Origin of the sequence: Clostridium sp. UBA2485 (assembly GCF_002341865.1) — a bacterium.
Taxonomy (GTDB): domain Bacteria; phylum Bacillota; class Clostridia; order Clostridiales; family Clostridiaceae; genus Clostridium_J.
The window spans coordinates 71,902-88,143 of sequence record NZ_DDOV01000055.1 but is presented as its reverse complement, the minus strand read 5'-3'; the positions used below and the strand labels follow the sequence as shown (position 1 = coordinate 88,143).

General features: G+C 29.1%; 16 protein-coding genes. 1 reads left to right on the top strand and 15 read right to left on the bottom strand.

Going from position 1 to position 16,242, the window contains the following annotated elements:
* The 3 genes from B3603_RS11755 to B3603_RS11745 all read right to left on the bottom strand — a co-directional run.
* A partial coding sequence (locus B3603_RS11755) for a hypothetical protein (RefSeq protein ID WP_291564951.1) occupies window positions 1-218 on the bottom strand: 218 nt, incomplete at its 3' end.
* Window positions 219-491: 273 nt separating this feature from the next.
* Window positions 492-1,550 (bottom strand): response regulator, encoded by a 1,059-nt coding sequence (locus B3603_RS11750; protein ID WP_291564948.1) that lies wholly within the window; start codon window positions 1,548-1,550, stop codon window positions 492-494.
* Window positions 1,551-1,734: 184 nt separating this feature from the next.
* Window positions 1,735-4,797, bottom strand: coding sequence for an ATP-binding protein (locus B3603_RS11745; RefSeq protein ID WP_291564945.1), 3,063 nt, complete (start codon window positions 4,795-4,797; stop codon window positions 1,735-1,737).
* 544 nt (window positions 4,798-5,341) lie between these two features.
* Between B3603_RS11745 and B3603_RS11740 the strand changes: the two genes are divergently transcribed.
* Window positions 5,342-5,548: a methyltransferase gene (locus B3603_RS11740; RefSeq protein ID WP_291564942.1), complete on the top strand. Its 207-nt coding sequence runs from the start codon at window positions 5,342-5,344 to the stop codon at window positions 5,546-5,548.
* Between the two features lie 563 nt (window positions 5,549-6,111).
* On the opposite strand, the gene B3603_RS11735 is transcribed toward B3603_RS11740, so the two are convergent.
* From B3603_RS11735 to atpF, 12 genes are all read right to left on the bottom strand, one after another.
* Entirely contained in the window at window positions 6,112-6,579 is a 468-nt protein-coding gene (locus B3603_RS11735) for a hypothetical protein (protein ID WP_291564939.1), read from the bottom strand.
* A gap of 87 nt (window positions 6,580-6,666) precedes the next feature.
* Complete coding sequence (locus B3603_RS11730; protein WP_291564937.1) at window positions 6,667-7,773, bottom strand: LolA family protein; 1,107 nt, start codon at window positions 7,771-7,773, stop codon at window positions 6,667-6,669.
* Complete coding sequence (locus tag B3603_RS11725) at window positions 7,773-8,846, bottom strand: HAMP domain-containing sensor histidine kinase (RefSeq protein WP_291564934.1); 1,074 nt, start codon at window positions 8,844-8,846, stop codon at window positions 7,773-7,775. The genes B3603_RS11730 and B3603_RS11725 overlap by 1 nt, the downstream gene beginning before the upstream one ends.
* Window positions 8,847-8,912: 66 nt before the next feature.
* Window positions 8,913-9,215, bottom strand: coding sequence for a hypothetical protein (locus B3603_RS11720; RefSeq protein ID WP_291564932.1), 303 nt, complete (start codon window positions 9,213-9,215; stop codon window positions 8,913-8,915).
* Window positions 9,212-9,916 (bottom strand): response regulator transcription factor, encoded by a 705-nt coding sequence (locus B3603_RS11715; protein ID WP_291564929.1) that lies wholly within the window; start codon window positions 9,914-9,916, stop codon window positions 9,212-9,214. The genes B3603_RS11720 and B3603_RS11715 overlap by 4 nt, the downstream gene beginning before the upstream one ends.
* A 203-nt stretch (window positions 9,917-10,119) precedes the next feature.
* The gene (locus B3603_RS11710) at window positions 10,120-10,476 is read right to left on the bottom strand and encodes an arsenate reductase family protein (RefSeq protein ID WP_039633747.1); all 357 of its coding nucleotides are present in this window, start codon (window positions 10,474-10,476) and stop codon (window positions 10,120-10,122) included.
* 385 nt (window positions 10,477-10,861) lie between these two features.
* Window positions 10,862-11,260, bottom strand: coding sequence for a F0F1 ATP synthase subunit epsilon (locus B3603_RS11705; RefSeq protein ID WP_291564924.1), 399 nt, complete (start codon window positions 11,258-11,260; stop codon window positions 10,862-10,864).
* Window positions 11,261-11,270: 10 nt separating this feature from the next.
* Window positions 11,271-12,671, bottom strand: a complete 1,401-nt coding sequence (gene atpD, locus B3603_RS11700) for a F0F1 ATP synthase subunit beta (protein WP_291564922.1) — start codon at window positions 12,669-12,671, stop codon at window positions 11,271-11,273.
* A 21-nt stretch (window positions 12,672-12,692) separates the two neighbouring features.
* Complete coding sequence (gene atpG / locus B3603_RS11695) at window positions 12,693-13,547, bottom strand: ATP synthase F1 subunit gamma (protein ID WP_291564919.1); 855 nt, start codon at window positions 13,545-13,547, stop codon at window positions 12,693-12,695.
* Window positions 13,548-13,574: 27 nt separating this feature from the next.
* On the bottom strand, window positions 13,575-15,182 hold the full coding sequence (gene atpA, locus B3603_RS11690; protein WP_291564916.1) for a F0F1 ATP synthase subunit alpha: 1,608 nt from the start codon (window positions 15,180-15,182) through the stop codon (window positions 13,575-13,577).
* Window positions 15,183-15,198: 16 nt separating this feature from the next.
* Entirely contained in the window at window positions 15,199-15,747 is a 549-nt protein-coding gene (atpH, locus tag B3603_RS11685) for an ATP synthase F1 subunit delta (RefSeq protein ID WP_291564913.1), read from the bottom strand.
* Window positions 15,735-16,226, bottom strand: coding sequence for a F0F1 ATP synthase subunit B (gene atpF, locus B3603_RS11680; RefSeq protein WP_291564909.1), 492 nt, complete (start codon window positions 16,224-16,226; stop codon window positions 15,735-15,737). Before atpF ends, atpH begins: the two co-directional genes overlap by 13 nt.
* Window positions 16,227-16,242 lie beyond the last annotated feature (16 nt).

Genomic DNA, 16,242 nt, shown 5'->3' with positions numbered 1-16,242 from the left:
GCAAAAGTATAATTTAATTTAATCTCTGAATTTTTACTAATTGGATTAGACTGGCTGTCAATAGGTTCTCCTTTTGCATCTGTGAGGCTTATACCTGTAATAAATTGAAATGTGTTTGCAATTTCTGCTGCTTTGATCTCAATTGCAGGTGCAATAATTGAAAGTTGAAAAAACAAGGTAATCACCATTGCAATTATAGAAATTTTTTTCTGTTTCATCTTCCTCCTCCTTGTAAATTAGATCATGCATTGATGCCTTAATTCCCTAAACCTCTCTAAAAGTAATTAAGACATTAACAGTAATTAATATGAATTAAATCATGCTAATATGAAGCAAATCTTCATATTGCTAAATTTCAACTCATTATTTTTATGGTAATATTTGAGCCTCACAAATTTATCACACAAAAAAAGCAGAGAATTTTAATTCTCCGCTATAAATTCATTAATAAAGTTTTATAAAGTTTCTTAGTTGACTCTTTTGGCTCTATATCAANNTTTTAATAATTTATTTAAATTATTGTAATAGCTAACCAATCTAATTTTTTGTCTCACATGAGAATATACTTGCATTATCAATTCATGAGCTTCTTCATCAAAAGGATCTTTTTTAACTGCCTTTTTTAAATATTCTTCCGCTTTATTGTAAGATTTATTTTTCATATAATATTTAGCTATATTCTTCACACCATTTACATAATATCTATCAAACTTCTCATTTAATTCTATAGTCCAGAGATAGTCCTCACTTCCAAATAATACTCCTTTATATAAATCTATGATTTTTTCATAATTAACTATATTTTTTTCATTAACTAAAGGATTATTTTTAATAAAAGTTTCAAACTCCCAAGCATCACAATAGAAATCATTAAGGTCTATTCTATACTTTCCCTTTTCGTAGCTTACTATATCTTCTATACCGCCATCTCTAAAAGCAGTTTTTAATCTATATATAGCACTATGTAGATTATGTTCTGCTTTTTTAGGTGGTGAATCTGTCCAAAGTATATCGCAAAGATGCCACTTATCTATTTCTTCTCCCTCACTATATATAAAATATGCAACTAATTCTTGAACCTTTATAGTAGGCCACTTAATTTCTTTCTCTAAATCTCCATAAACTTTAAAACGACCTAAAGAATATATTTTATTTTTTTTATTTGACGTTAATAAACTTTTCCTTGCATTATAATTTTTTAATAGTCTATTTACCGTTATATTTAACTCTTCTTCCGTAATAGGTTTTAATATATAGTTTACTGCATTAACTTGAAAAGCACCTAAAGCATATTTTTCATAAGCACTTACAAAGACTATTTGTATATTTTCATCAATACGCATTACTTCTTTAGCTAACTCTATTCCATTCATACATGGCATTTCTACATCTATAAAAATTACATCTGGTAAAAGTTGCTCTATACTCTCCAATGCTTCATTAGGATCAGTAAATTCTCCTATTATATCTAAATGTTTGTTTTTATTAATAATTATTTTCATTAATTCTAAAATTGGTCTTTCATCTTCTATAATCACAGCTCTTATCACTTCTATCCCCCACAGCCATATTATATTAGGCCTCTGAAAGAAAATAATAGACTACAGATATCATCTATTTTTGTTATACAAAAAATCTGCTCCCACACACAATTCACCTACATTAAATCTGATGATATAGGTGAACATTAAATATCCATCACTATTGTTTATTATTTTCTTTAAAATGCCTTAATTATAAATTTTTAATAGATATAGCTACAGTAGTTCCTTCCCCTTCAATACTGTAAATATCTATATCTGCTTTAGTCAATCTTCTAATTCTTCTACCTATGTTTGAAAACCCTATCCCATTATTTTTATCTTCAATATTTTTTAAATTTTCAACTTTATCAGCTGACATTCCCACCCCTGTATCTTTTACTACAATATAAATTAGTTCTTTTCTTCTTTTAACAGATAGATATATAGTTCCACCTTCCTTTTTTTTGCATATACCATGCTTTACTGCATTTTCTATCAATGGTTGAATAGATAGCGATGGAATTTTCTCATCCATAAGCTCTTCTTCAATGTCGTATTCAATTTTAATTTTATCTCCAAAACGAGCCTTTTCTATCTGTACATATGCATCCACCAATTGTAGCTCCCGACTTAATGGTATAATCATCAATTTATTATCTATATCAAAAGCAAGCCTTAGGTATCTACTAAAGTCTGTAAGAAGTTCAGCTGCTTTTTTACTATCTGTATAACAAAAATAAATTATAGTACTTATTACGTTATATAAAAAATGTGGCTTTATTTGTGCTTGCAAAAAAGCTAGCTCATTTTTTAATACATCTTCCATAGATTTTTTTAGTGTAATTAAAGTTCTTACTCTTGCTCTTATTTCTTTTTCTTCAAAAGGTTTAGTTATAAAATCATTTGCACCTGCTTCAAAACCTAAAAACAAATCATAATTGGTGTTTCCTAAAGTTGATATTAATATTGGTAATTCAATAACTGAGTATTTCTCCCTAATTTTTCTGCATACATCTATACCAGAAATTCTTGGCATCATTATATCTAATAATATTAAATCAACTTTATTATCTTGAATTTTTTCTAAGACTTCTTCTCCCGATAAAGCAACTAATACATTATATCCTTCTCGCCCCAATATATTTAAAGCTGTTTGAATATTAAATATTTCATCATCTACTATTAAAATTGTGCTCTCATATGCCTTTTCATTATCTGCTTCTGAATAATCTATTGAAGTTGGTGTATGGAAATATTTCAATTCCTCTCTATTAGCTACTCTACATAAATTACTTTTTCCCTCCCAGTAAGGTATTGAAAATACAAACCTACTTCCTTTATTGGTCTCTGACCAATCTAAATATATTTGCCCTTCCATCAATTCAACTAACTGACGGCTTATATATAGTCCTAAGCTAGCTCCTTCTGAATCTAAAACCTCGTAAGGTTCAAATATTCTTTTCTGTTTATCTCTAGGTATTCCACACCCTGTATCCTCCACTGATATATAGATCATATTATTAACTCTATTACTACCTATTTTTATAATACCTTCATCCATACTTGCAATAGAGTTATTAATAAGATTAAATAAAATCTGTCTTACTCTATTTTCATCAGCTTTTACCATTATTGATTCTTTTATGTTATTAATAATTTCTATATTTTTATTTTGCATCATATATTTAAAGGCTTCTATTACTATATTGGTACAAACTTTAATGTCTACTAAGGATATATTAATCTTTAATTGACCATTCTTTAATAAAGTTACATCTAAAATATCATCTACAATATTAGATAGCCTTAAAGCTATGTTTTTTATTATTATTATGTCTTTAATATTTTTTTCTTTTAAATGATTACTATTTTCCTTAATTATAGTTTCAGCAATATTAATTATCCCGTACAAGGGAGCTTTTAATTCATAAGATGTCTTGGTAATAAATTCATCTTTAGTCTTGTCCATTTTTATAAGTTCTTCTGACATCTTTTCCATAGTTTCATATGCCTTAACGAAATTATATGCCAATGTATCAGCTGTAAATATTATGAATCCGAAAACCCCTATTGACCCTACTATATTTGAATGTATTATATTAAAAAAATATAAATAATTATTTCCTAAACAAATACCTAGACAGATTATAGATTTTGACAGTAAAAGTATTCCTTTTCTATCTAAAGCTCCATAGGAATTTTCTAAGTACATAATTATCAACCTGGAAATTATCATTATTATAAAAACTATGTTTAAAATAGACATACTCAAATTTAAATGTGAATATATTGAATATGGAGCTATTAAAGGTATTACTATATATGGGATACTGACAATATTAGCTACTTTGACTATTGAATTAGGTAATATTTTCTCATCTATACCTTTTATAATCCCCGCTAATGGTATTATAGTTAAGGCATTTACAGTTTGCTGAACCCTACAAATTAAGTTAAAAGGTATACTCGGGAAAAATTGTAATATCGCCCTTTCTCCATTTACAAGAAGTGTTACCGAAAATATTAAGAAATATATACCTGAGTATAGAAAACTTTTATCCTCATTTCTCATAAAATATATACTTAAATGATAAATACCAAATAAGAGTACTAGCATAGCTCCTGTTAACTCAGCAGACAATATTGCTATAGTTATAAAATTGATATCTTTTTGTAGTCCAAAATGTATTTTATGTAGTATTCCTTCATAGAGATAATCAAAATTAGCTGTTTGTAAAATTATTTCAATTTTATCTCCGCTGATGTTAAAATAGGTACTATAAGGGGTATTTCCAGGGTAATATCCCTTATCTTTTTCAGCTGGATTACCGCTGGAGCCTTTAAGTATCCCATTAATATATACTCTATTGCTCATTCTAATATTACCTATCTTCATCCCAAATATCTGATCAGAAGGATTAATCTTTATAGTTAATCTATAAGTACCAGTACCTTTTGATGATATATTTCTCCCATTTATTTCTCTTTTTCCAGTTGATGAGAGTTTAGTGTATCCAGTTAGTTCAGGTTTTTTATTACTTCCTTCCCTAAAATCTTCTGGTATAAGTATCTGATTATCATAATATTCCCATTCTCCATTTAATCTTATGGCCCCATTTTTTACAAAATCCCATTGTGAAAGATCTATCTTTCCTTTTTCTTCAACAGGCACATTTCTAGAAAAGATTTTTTTTCTAAAATAACTTGGATCTAATACAAAAAATTGAATTGTTATCATTACTAGGACTATAATTACTTTTAATATTTTTTTCATTAAATCTTATTACTCCTTTTATATGATCAATAATAGCTACCACAGTAGATTATAACAATATATGGTTATAATATAAATATTTACCATAACTTTTTCAATTATATTACCAAATTACTTTTATGAAACTTATATCTTATAACCATATTCTCTCAAAGCTCTCACAAATTTCTCACAAAACACCCACAAAAAATTTAATATTTAGAATGTAGTTCCTAATTTTAAATTTATTTTTAAAATACTTATGGACATCCTACAAACTAAACATTCGCTCAATTACTATATTTATTACTTACTTAATCCTTTTATTTTAGTAACTTATTTACCATAGTTAATTTATATTTCTTAAAAGCATTTATATTCTATTTTAAATATAAATCTATAATCTTATCTAAAAATAATAGCACCCCCCTATTACCATAATTTTCTATATTAAATTGTAATCAATTTAAAATTATATTAGAATATCGCTAAGACTTAAAGAAATAGTTATTAAATTAATTAAACTTTTATAGTGTAACTGAAAATAATTTTTAAAGTTGATACTATGAGAATAGGTAAATTTTCAAATATTAATAATATAAGTATTGATACTATAAGGGATTATATGGATTTAAGGCTAATAATTCCTGAAAAGATAGGTGTCCAATATTTTTTTAATGAGAGGTGTGAAAAATCTTTAAAAGGCATTTTTTACATTAAAAATATGAAGTTTTTTCTTAGAAATATCTATGAACATTTACTAGAGGATTGACTATGCACTGCGGTGGATTACAAGTATAGGTAAACTTAGATTTTTATAAAATGTGCTTAAAGTCCAATAAGAAAAGATAGGACTAACCCTATCTTTTCTTATTTTTAGATAATAGAAACACAGTATTAACATATTGATGTAGTGTAAAAGCTATATCTTAAGATTAAATAAAACATCTTTTAAAAATAATAAGTCAGTATCTTAGGTTATCTTGAATTGTATTACGTTATCAGCACCAATCCGTGATATTCTATTATTGTTTTCAGTAGGAAAATTTATTTCCATATTTTGAACTTCAATATATACATTTGATATGGAATTATGTGCTTTAAAAATTACAGAATCAGCATTAAACTTTGCTACTACATTTGTACTATTTTTATTTAATGTATGGATTTATATTAAAAGAAAATAACTCCTTCTGTAAGAATACTTTCTTTTATACATTGGTTATGTTTTAAAAGAATATTGATGCTATATAATTTTAAGGGAAGCTATTTTTCTAGCTTCCCTTAACTCTCATTTTTAAAAAATATTGCAGTAATTAAATCTTAAAAGTTTACTCATTTTCTTATGTGAAAATCACAGTCAACGTCCACTAATTCATTAGGTAACTTTTCATTTAGAAATTCTACTATTTTATCATAGTCTTTAATTTCAAAGTAAAGGCTATGATGAAATCCATCTCCAGAGTAGGAAACTTTTATATTTTTCCCCTTATTTATATGAACTTCCTGTATCTTATTCCAAGAGATAAATTGTAAACCACGATATACAGATGCAAATCCATTTGAAGTTATACCAGATTTGAAGTAATCAATCACATATAAGATTATTCCTAATATCCCCAGTAAATAATGTATCCATGTCCTTGCATATGCATAGGTAATGTATATGATAACCCCACTACCTATTAAAAGAAATATTTTTTCAACAAGATTTTTCTTTGTAGTTATTACTAACTCTTTTAAAATTTTAAATTCTTTAAAAATGATACTAATAAATAAAACAATCAAAACCCAATTTATCATATAAATCATTTCCCCTTAAATTAGCATAAATGATCTTTATTACACACATTAAAATATAAGATTGTAGTTAGCCTATCTCTCAAATCTTTAATTGAAATTTTCCATTTTATCTAATTCTTTTATAAAGACTTTTACATCTTCAATGTTTTCAGAAGGAATTATATTATACATCACATCTCCTTCTAACCAACCAATAATAGATATGCCAGCCTTAAGTATAAATCCTTTCTCCCCTCTTATAGTAATCTCCTCACTACCGGGAACTTTTTCATCTTTTGAATAAATTTTATTGCTTTTACTAAGTGACATTTTAAAGTAAGGTTTATTATCTTTTTCATATTGTATAGTTATTTCATCATTTACCGACTCACTTCCATACTGAAGAAGTTTAATATCCTTAATTTTATAAGATGATGAATCAGAAAAATATATAAAGGATTTTCCCAAAAAATCTTTTACTTCTTTTAAAGTCATAGTTTTTGTCTTTGGTCCAGTGGTATCAAAATTTTCTATTTTTACGTCTTCTGGAGTTTTTTGCGTAAACATTTCATCTTCAATTTTAGGTGAGAAATCAATTTTAGTATATTCGCTCTCAACTTTTAAATCTCCATCATAGGAAGTACTCTTAATTACAAACCAATTTTTCTTGTCTATCCACATGTCCTGTTCTGGAAATATGCTATTCTTTTCTTTAGGTACTGCTTTTATATGATAAGCATCCATACCATTTATCTTTTCTTCTCCAACAGTACTTATATTGTGGCTTTCCTTTATATTTTCTAAAAATATTTTAGTTTGTTCTCTTTGAGATCTTATAGGCATTCCTAAATTATCTAAACTTTTCATAGTTAAGACTTTTTTATCACCAATATTATATATCATGACAATATTTCCATCATTTGTAGATACTATTTCAAGTTCATTCTTATCAGAATATGATTCAATTCTAACCCTCATTTTATCTTTAGAAATATCTTGCCATTCCTTTGCAATCTTATCTACAACAATCTTATTATCTTTATCATACATACGAGTTCTTGACTCCCCATAATAAGATCTCGCATTAGTCTCTGATTCCATTGCATATGATACTATTGTTTCTGGTAAAATACTATTTTTTGTCCCACAACTAGAAAATACAATTAAACTTAACAATGCCCCCATAATTCTAGAAACAGCTCTTTTTTTCTTCATTATAATTCTCCTCTTTCCCTAATTATAAAACAAGCTATTAATGTACCACTCTCCTTACTTGATGAAATAATCATTCTTCCATTATGCTTATTAATAATTAACTTTACTATACTTAATCCAAGACCAGTTCCAACCTTTTTATTTCTTGAATTATCAACCTTATAAAAAGGTTCTAAAATTCTATCTATATCTTCTTTTGGTATTTCTTCTCCTTGGTTTTTAATTAATATAACTGCTGTATTTTTTCTAAATTCTTTAAGCTTCTTTTCTTCCTCTTCACATATCCAATCTGGAAGTGAAAACTCCTCTGAAAAAGCTCCCATATGAATTGATTTTCCTTCGCCTGTATATTTAATTGCATTACTCATTAAATTATCAACTATTCTTATCATCTGCTTAACATCAACCTTATAGTTTCCCTTAACATTTATCTCTGTATTATAATTTATATTACTTTTTTCACAAACTTCCTCATAACCTGAAAGAAGCATCTGAAAAAATTCTTCTCCATCTACATTAACAAAATCCATAATATAATTTGAAGAAAGTATTGTATACATCAATAAATCTTCTAACATATTACTCATATAGTCACATTTATTCAATATGCTAAGAGCATATCTTTTGCTGGTTTCTTCCGCCTTAGAAATGATTAATTCAGTATAAGCTCTTATTGATGTTAATGGCGTTTTTAAATCATGAGAAATTGCTGCTATCATATATTCCTTTGATTTTTGCTCTTTTTCTATTTCATAATCCTTTTCTTTAATTTTTTTCTTCATATCATTAAAATGATTTATAAGTTCTCCAATTTCATCCTTTGATTTATAATTTATACAAGTTTCTTCACCTTTTGCAAAATCCTTTATGGAATCTATTAGCAAAAGAAGTGGTTTATTAAACTTCCTGTCCATTAATTTAATCATCCATATTAAAACTGCTATAAATACAATGATAAATATGCTGATTACTACAATAGTACCACTATTCACCCCTTGAATTATCTTGGTTCTTAATATTGTTACTTCATAGAATCCAATTATATTTCCTCTATCAAAAACAGGCTTTTTCAAGGTATCTGCTCTAAATCCGTGTTTTATTTCATAGAGGTTTGAATAAAGCTGTTCTTTAGAAATTGACTATAATACACTCTCATTAATAGATGAATATAATCTAATTCCATTTTTATCATATATAACTATCTTAGTGCTATTTCTATCCCCTTCATCAATGAAATCTACTTCCTTAAAAGGATAAGCATAAAATTCTTTGCTGCTTAATAGCTTATCGTATTTTTCAAACTTTTTTATACTATTGATATAATCATCTATTTCTGTCTGTTCGTTGTAACTTTTCATCCAAAGAAAAAGCATCATACCAGTTAATATGGGGATAAGCACCACCGTTATATATGATAGTGTAAGCCACTTTTTTATCCTCATATTAATTTTTCTCCTACAAATCTATACCCAGTTCCCCATACAGTCTCAATAAACTTTGGCTTTTTAAGATCATCCTTTAATTTATCTCTAATTTGCTTTACATGGACAGTTACAGTATTATTTCCATCTATCTCTTCTTCTCCCCATATAATTTCATAAAGTTCCTTTTTACTAAAAGATCTCTTTGGATTTTGTGCCATTAAAATAAATAATTCAAATTCTTTAGAAGTTAAATGTACATTAATGCCTTCAATTTCTACGTATTTATCTTCTTTATTTATACTAAGTCCATTTTTATATTTTAAAAGATTATTATCTTCATTTATGCCATTGTATCTCTTATATCTTCTTAAATTAGATTCTATTCTTGCTTGAAGTTCAATCAAACTAAAAGGCTTAGTTACATAATCATCAGCTCCTAAATTTAATCCCTTTACCTTATCATAATCTTCACTTTTTGCACTAAGAATAATTATAGGTATATCACTGGTGAGTCTTATATTCTTACAAAGAGTTAGTCCATCCATTTCAGGCATCATAATATCTATTATCAGTAGTTGAAATTTACCTCTTTTAAATTCTTCATACCCCTCTCTTCCTGTAGATGCCCAAAGAGTGCTATAACCATTATTTTCAACATACTCTTTTATACATAAAGCTATTTCCTCATCATCTTCAACAATCAATATTTTTTCTTTCATAGAAAGATCCCTCCTACGTTTCCAATTATAAACTATATTTATAAAACTTTATAAAACTTTATAATCCCCTTATAAATTATATTTTTAATGGCATTTACCTTACAATAATAAAATGAAATCTTTTTATAAAACTTTTCATATATTAAAAGTTAATAAATAAATTAGAGCATTAGATTTCTCCAATGCTCTAATTTGTTTCTACTTTATTTAAGTTTCTCTGCCCACTGTTCTTCTTTGAATCCTACTAAAACGAAATCTTCTCCTACAACTATTGGTCTTTTCACAATCATTCCATTGGAAGATAATATATCTAAAAGCTCTTCTTCACTAGAAGTTTTGACTTTGTCTTTAAGATTCATCTCTTTATATAACTTTCCACTACTATTAAAAAACTTATTTATAGGCAATCCACTTTTATGTAACCATGCCTTTAATTCTTCTTTTGTAGGATTATTTTCAACTATATGTCTATCTTCAAAATCCACATTATTTTCAACTAACCACTTTTTAGCTTTAATACAAGTAGTGCATTTTGGGTACTGTACAAATAATATTTTCATAATAAACACCTCCATTAAATGTTTTTATATTCTTATAATATCAGATAGTTAGGCATCTGAAAAATAATAATATCCCAAAGATGTTAGTATATTTTATATCAGACAAGGCGTCAGGTTCTGTTCATAGTGCGCTATGGGCGGGTTCTGACACACAGTATGATGGGAAATAGACTAACATACTGGCATATTATTTTTTTGAAGATGCCTTACATAAATCATTATGTATTAAAGGGACGGTTCATTTTTATTGTTATAAATACTATAATCATGAATCCATACCTTAAATTAAAAAATAGTATTTAAATCTATTGGAGCATAGCTGTAATAATAAAACACTATCAATTTAAATATTTTTATAAATTGATAGTGTCTTATTTGTATATTTTTATTGAATCTCTGCTATATTAATTCGGTTTATAGCCTTTTTCAAAGCTACTTCCGCCCTTTCGACATCAATGCCATCAGGATTTCTTAATCGTTCTTCAGCTCTTTCTTTTGCTTTTTTAACTCTCTCTATATCTATCTCATTCGGCCATTCAACAGCATCGCAAACTATTAATACATTTTCTTTATTTACTTCCACATACCCGCCAGCAATGGCTGCTTCTTTAAATTTTCCATTCTGCTTAATCCTTAGTTTTCCGATACCTATAAGAGATATTAATGGAGCATGACCTTTTAATATTCCAAGATCTCCATTTACACATCTTAATATAACCATATTCACATCTTCGTCAAAAAAAATCCCATTAGAAGTTACTACTTTTAGTGAAAATAAAGCCATTTAAATCCTCCTAATTTTTTATTTTTTTAGCCTTTTCTACAGCTTGGTCTATGGTACCTACAAATAAAAATGCTGCTTCTGGAAGATCATCATGCTTTCCTTCAAGTATCTCCTTAAATCCTCTTATTGTTTCCTTTAAAGGTACATATTCTCCAGGTATTCCTGTAAATTGCTCTGCTACGCTAAATGGTTGAGATAGGAAACGTTGAATTCTCCTAGCTCGAGCTATGGTTTGCTTGTCCGCTTCTGATAATTCATCCATACCTAATACCGCTATAACATACTGCAACTCCTTGTACCTTTGAAGAACTCTTTGTACTTCACGAGCTACATGATAGTGTTCTTCTCCAACAATTAGAGGATCCAAAATTCTAGATGTTGAATCTAAAGGGTCTACTGCTGGATATATCCCTAGTCCCGAAATCGTACGTGAGAGAACAGTAGTTGCATCTAAATGAGAAAATGTTGTTGCTGGAGCTGGGTCTGTTAAGTCATCCGCTGGTACATAAACTGCTTGAACAGAAGTAATGGAACCTGTTTTTGTAGATGCAATTCTTTCTTGTAGTTGTCCCATTTCTGTTGCTAAAGTAGGTTGATAACCAACAGCACTTGGAATACGTCCAAGAAGTGCTGATACCTCAGATCCAGCTTGAGTAAATCTAAAGATATTATCTATAAATAGTAGAACATCTTGCCCTTTACTATCTCTAAAATATTCCGCCATAGTAAGTCCTGTTAGTGCAACTCTCATTCTTGCTCCCGGTGGTTCATTCATCTGGCCAAATACCAAGGCAGTTTTATCTATAACTCCTGAATCTTTCATCTCATGGTAAAGATCATTACCTTCTCTAGTTCTCTCTCCAACACCAGTAAATACTGATAATCCTCCATGCTCTTTTGCAATGTTGTTAATAAGTTCTTGAATCAAAACTGTCTTTCCAACTCCCGCTCCACCGAAAAGACCAATTTTACCACCTTTTGCATAAGGCGTCATTAAATCGATAACTTTTATTCCAGTTTCAAATATTTCAGTAGCTGTTTGTTGTTCTTCAAGTAGCGGTGCCCCTCTATGGATAGGCATATATTCATCAGCAATTAATTCACCGCTCTTATCGATGGTTTCTCCAAGTACATTAAAAAGTCTTCCTAAAGTTACATCACCCACTGGAACTTTGATTGGTGCCTCTGTATCTATTGCTTCCATACCTCTTATAAGCCCATCTGTCGAGGACATGGCAATGCACCTTACTGTATCTTCACCTATATGTTGAGCTACTTCTGCTAATACTTTATTATTAGCATCTTTTATTTCAATAATATTTAAAAGCTTAGGCATATTATCTTTATTAAATTTTATATCTAACACAGGTCCAATAACTTGAACTACTTTGCCCGTGTTCTTTTCTAACATCCGATTTCCTCCTCTGCTTATTTATTTAAGAGCTTCTGCACCACCTACAATTTCTGTTATTTCTCTAGTTATTGAGGTTTGTCGAGCTCGATTATATCCTAATTCAAGATTAGCTATCATTTCTTCAGCATTATTAGTTGCTGATTCCATAGATACCCTTCTTGCTCCTTGTTCGCTAACAGAAGATTCAACCAAAGCACCATATATAGAAATATGAATAAATTTAGAAATCAAATAATCTAACACTGCTTCCGGTGATGGTTCGCATTCTAACTGAATATTTTTATTAGTATTTTCAGATTCCACAGTCTCTACTGGAAGAAGTCTTACTAAAGTAGGTATTTGAGATAATGCATTTTTAAAAGTAGTATATACTAGATTTATCTCGTATACTTGGTGCTTTTTATATAAATCTATAGCAAGATTGCCTATATTGACTGCATCTGCAAATTGTGGATTCTCTGATATAAGGTCAAAACTTTCTACTATTTCATAATTATTTCTAGTAAAATAGTCTATACCTTTTTGGCCTATAGGTATAACTAACGCCTGTTCTTTATCTTCAATAATATTTTCAGTAAGTTTTAACACATTATTGTTATATCCACCTGCCAAACCTTTATCAGAAGTTATTATAATAAATAGCTTATATTTTGCTTCTCTTTTTTCATCCTCAGGATAAGCTAACTTAGCTACGGAGGTCAGAAGTCCATTAATACTTTTAAGCACGATTTTTTGATATGACTCCAATCTTTCTAAGCGCTTCCTAGCCTGTCTGAGTTTAGATGATGAAACAAGCTCCATTGCTCTGGTTATTTCTTTTGTGCTATTCACACTTTTTATCATTCTTTTAATTTCTTTCATCCCTTGAGCCATACTTCCACCTCTCTTCTTACATCATTTTCATTTGAAGAGCCCCAAAAATTCCTCTATAGCTTTTATAAGCTCAGATTCTATTTCTTCAGTAAGCTTTTTAGCACTAGCTATTTCTTTCTCTACATGTGAATAATTATTTTTCATAAATTCTAAAAATTCCTTTTCAAAAACCTTAATTTTTTCTATAGGAATATCATTAATATATTTATTACATACCACATATAGAAGCATTACTTGTCTTTCCATTGACATAGGACAATACTGAGGTTGCTTTAATATTTCCATTATCCTCTCCCCATATGACAATGTTTTTTGGGTTTCCTTATCAAGCTCCGATCCAAACTGTGCAAAGGATAGAAGCTCCCTGTATTGCGCAAGCTCAAGTTTTAGTCCACTAGATACCTCTTTCATAGCCTTAGTTTGAGCAGCACCACCTACTCTTGATACTGACAAGCCAGAATTCACTGCTGGTCTTTGTCCTGAGGAAAATAATTCTTGCTCTAAAAATATTTGACCATCCGTTATAGATATTATATTTGTTGGAATATAGGCTGAGATATCTCCTGCAAGAGTTTCTACTATTGGCAATGCCGTTATAGATCCTCCACCATTTTCATCATTAAGCCTTGCCGCCCTTTCTAGCAACCTGGAATGCAAATAAAATACGTCCCCTGGATATGCTTCACGTCCTGGTGGCCTCCTCAAAAGAAGAGACATGGTACGATAGGCAACTGCATGTTTTGATAAATCATCATATACAATCAACACGTCCTTCCCATTGTACATGAATTCTTCTGCTATAGACACGCCTGAATAAGGGGCTATATATTGCATTGCATCTACCTCACTTGCTGTAGCAGATACTATAATTGTATATTCCATAGCTCCATTCTTTTCCAAAGTATCTATCAATTGAGCTACTGTAGATCTTTTTTGTCCAATGGCCACATAAATACATATAACATCTTGATCTTTTTGATTTATAATTGTATCTATTGCCAATGCGGTTTTCCCAGTTTGTCTGTCACCTATAATAAGTTCCCTTTGACCCCTACCAATAGGAATTATAGAATCAATAGCCTTTATTCCTGTTTGCAAAGGTACAGCTACAGATTTTCTTTCAATAACTCCAGATGCCTCCGCTTCAATAGGTCTAAACTTGTCCGTATTAATAGTTCCTTTACCATCTATTGGTTCGCCAAGAGCATTAACTACTCTTCCCACCAATGCGTCTCCTACTGGGATTTCTACAATTCTTCCCGTTCTTTTTACTATATCTCCTTCTCTTATATCTTCACTAGGTCCTAATAGTACACAGCCTACATTATCTTCTTCAAGATTGAGAACCATACCATATACTTGATTTGGAAATTCTAATAATTCTGAAGCCATACATTTTTCTAATCCATGAATTCTTGCAATACCGTCTCCAATTTGAATAACAGTACCTGCGTCTAACACATTAAGTTGTTTTTCATATTTTTTAAGTTGCTCTTTTATTACTGAATTTATTTTTAATGCATTTATTCCATTAGATTGAAAATCATAGTCTGCTTCAGTTAAATTTAGTTTCTTTTCATACTTCTCAATTTGCTCCTTTATGATAGAGCTAATTTCATCTTTTCTAGAATTCATTAAGTTTACTCTCCTATCATAATTTAATAATTGAATTATTTATAGACGTATGAATATCATCTAGTCTTCCTTTAATACTTACGTCAATGAGTTTATCTCCTACTTTAAGAACAACTCCACCAACTATAGACTTATCAACTTTATTGGAGAGAATAACTCTTTTTTGAAGCTTTTTAGTTAAAATTTCTTTAAGTTTTTTCATACTATCAGCATTTATGGCAAGTACAGTATAAACCACTGCTTCAATAACTCCATATTTGTCATTTATCTTATCATCAAAATCCTTACCAATTCTATTAAAATAGTTTTCCATACTATTGTCTATTAAATTGTAACAAAGGGTTAGCACTGATTTTGACACATTCTCCTCAAAAACAGAAGTTAACATATCTTTTTTATCCTCTTTTGAAAGCTCTGGATGTTCAAGTATAATTTGAAATTGCGGTTCTTTTTTTATCTCATCTGATATAAATTTAAGCTCATCTCTAAATTCATCAAGTTTATCTTCATCAAACATTAACTCATTTAAAACTTCATTATATTTTTTATAAGTTACTCTATCCATTCCACTTCACCTACCTCATCGATAAACTTGTTTATCATTTCTTGGTGAGTATCTTCGTCTAAATTTTTGTCAATGGCTGCTGAGGCTACTAACATGGCCATTTCCACTATGTCATGTTTTAAACCTGCCATAGTTTTTTCTTTCTCCCTTTCAATACTTTCTTTAGATTTTATAAACATACCATCTACTTCAATCTTTGCCTCTGCAAGAACCTCCTGCTTTATTTTATCTTCCCTTTGTTTAGCTAAAGCTATAATTGTTCTTGCTTCGTTTTTCGATTCTTCTATTTTTTGCTCATATTGATTTTTTAAAACATTAGCTTCCTTAGCTTGAATTTCAGCTTCAAAAATATCATTTTCAATTTTGTTTTTTCTAGCATTAACCATATCGGAAACTGGCTTAAATAAAAAATGCTTAACTACAAGAAATAGAACCGTCGTTGAAATCAACTGAGATATGAAAATAGGCCAGTCTGGCATAATATTTATTTGAAAA

Excerpts from the sequence above, each read along its gene's own strand:
- atpA (WP_291564916.1), bottom strand. The coding sequence starts at position 15,182 with ATGAATTCTAGAAAAGATGAAATTAGCTCTATCATAAAGGAGCAAATT.
- B3603_RS11740 (WP_291564942.1), top strand. The coding sequence starts at position 5,342 with ATGAGAATAGGTAAATTTTCAAATATTAATAATATAAGTATTGATACT.
- B3603_RS11735 (WP_291564939.1), bottom strand. The coding sequence starts at position 6,579 with ATGATAAATTGGGTTTTGATTGTTTTATTTATTAGTATCATTTTTAAA.
- atpD (WP_291564922.1), bottom strand. The coding sequence starts at position 12,671 with ATGTTAGAAAAGAACACGGGCAAAGTAGTTCAAGTTATTGGACCTGTG.
- B3603_RS11745 (WP_291564945.1), bottom strand. The coding sequence starts at position 4,797 with ATGAAAAAAATATTAAAAGTAATTATAGTCCTAGTAATGATAACAATT.
- B3603_RS11730 (WP_291564937.1), bottom strand. The coding sequence starts at position 7,773 with ATGAAGAAAAAAAGAGCTGTTTCTAGAATTATGGGGGCATTGTTAAGT.
- B3603_RS11705 (WP_291564924.1), bottom strand. The coding sequence starts at position 11,260 with ATGGCTTTATTTTCACTAAAAGTAGTAACTTCTAATGGGATTTTTTTT.
- atpG (WP_291564919.1), bottom strand. The coding sequence starts at position 13,547 with ATGGCTCAAGGGATGAAAGAAATTAAAAGAATGATAAAAAGTGTGAAT.
- B3603_RS11710 (WP_039633747.1), bottom strand. The coding sequence starts at position 10,476 with ATGAAAATATTATTTGTACAGTACCCAAAATGCACTACTTGTATTAAA.
- B3603_RS11720 (WP_291564932.1), bottom strand. The coding sequence starts at position 9,215 with ATGAGGATAAAAAAGTGGCTTACACTATCATATATAACGGTGGTGCTT.
- atpH (WP_291564913.1), bottom strand. The coding sequence starts at position 15,747 with ATGGATAGAGTAACTTATAAAAAATATAATGAAGTTTTAAATGAGTTA.
- B3603_RS11715 (WP_291564929.1), bottom strand. The coding sequence starts at position 9,916 with ATGAAAGAAAAAATATTGATTGTTGAAGATGATGAGGAAATAGCTTTA.
- atpF (WP_291564909.1), bottom strand. The coding sequence starts at position 16,226 with ATGCCAGACTGGCCTATTTTCATATCTCAGTTGATTTCAACGACGGTT.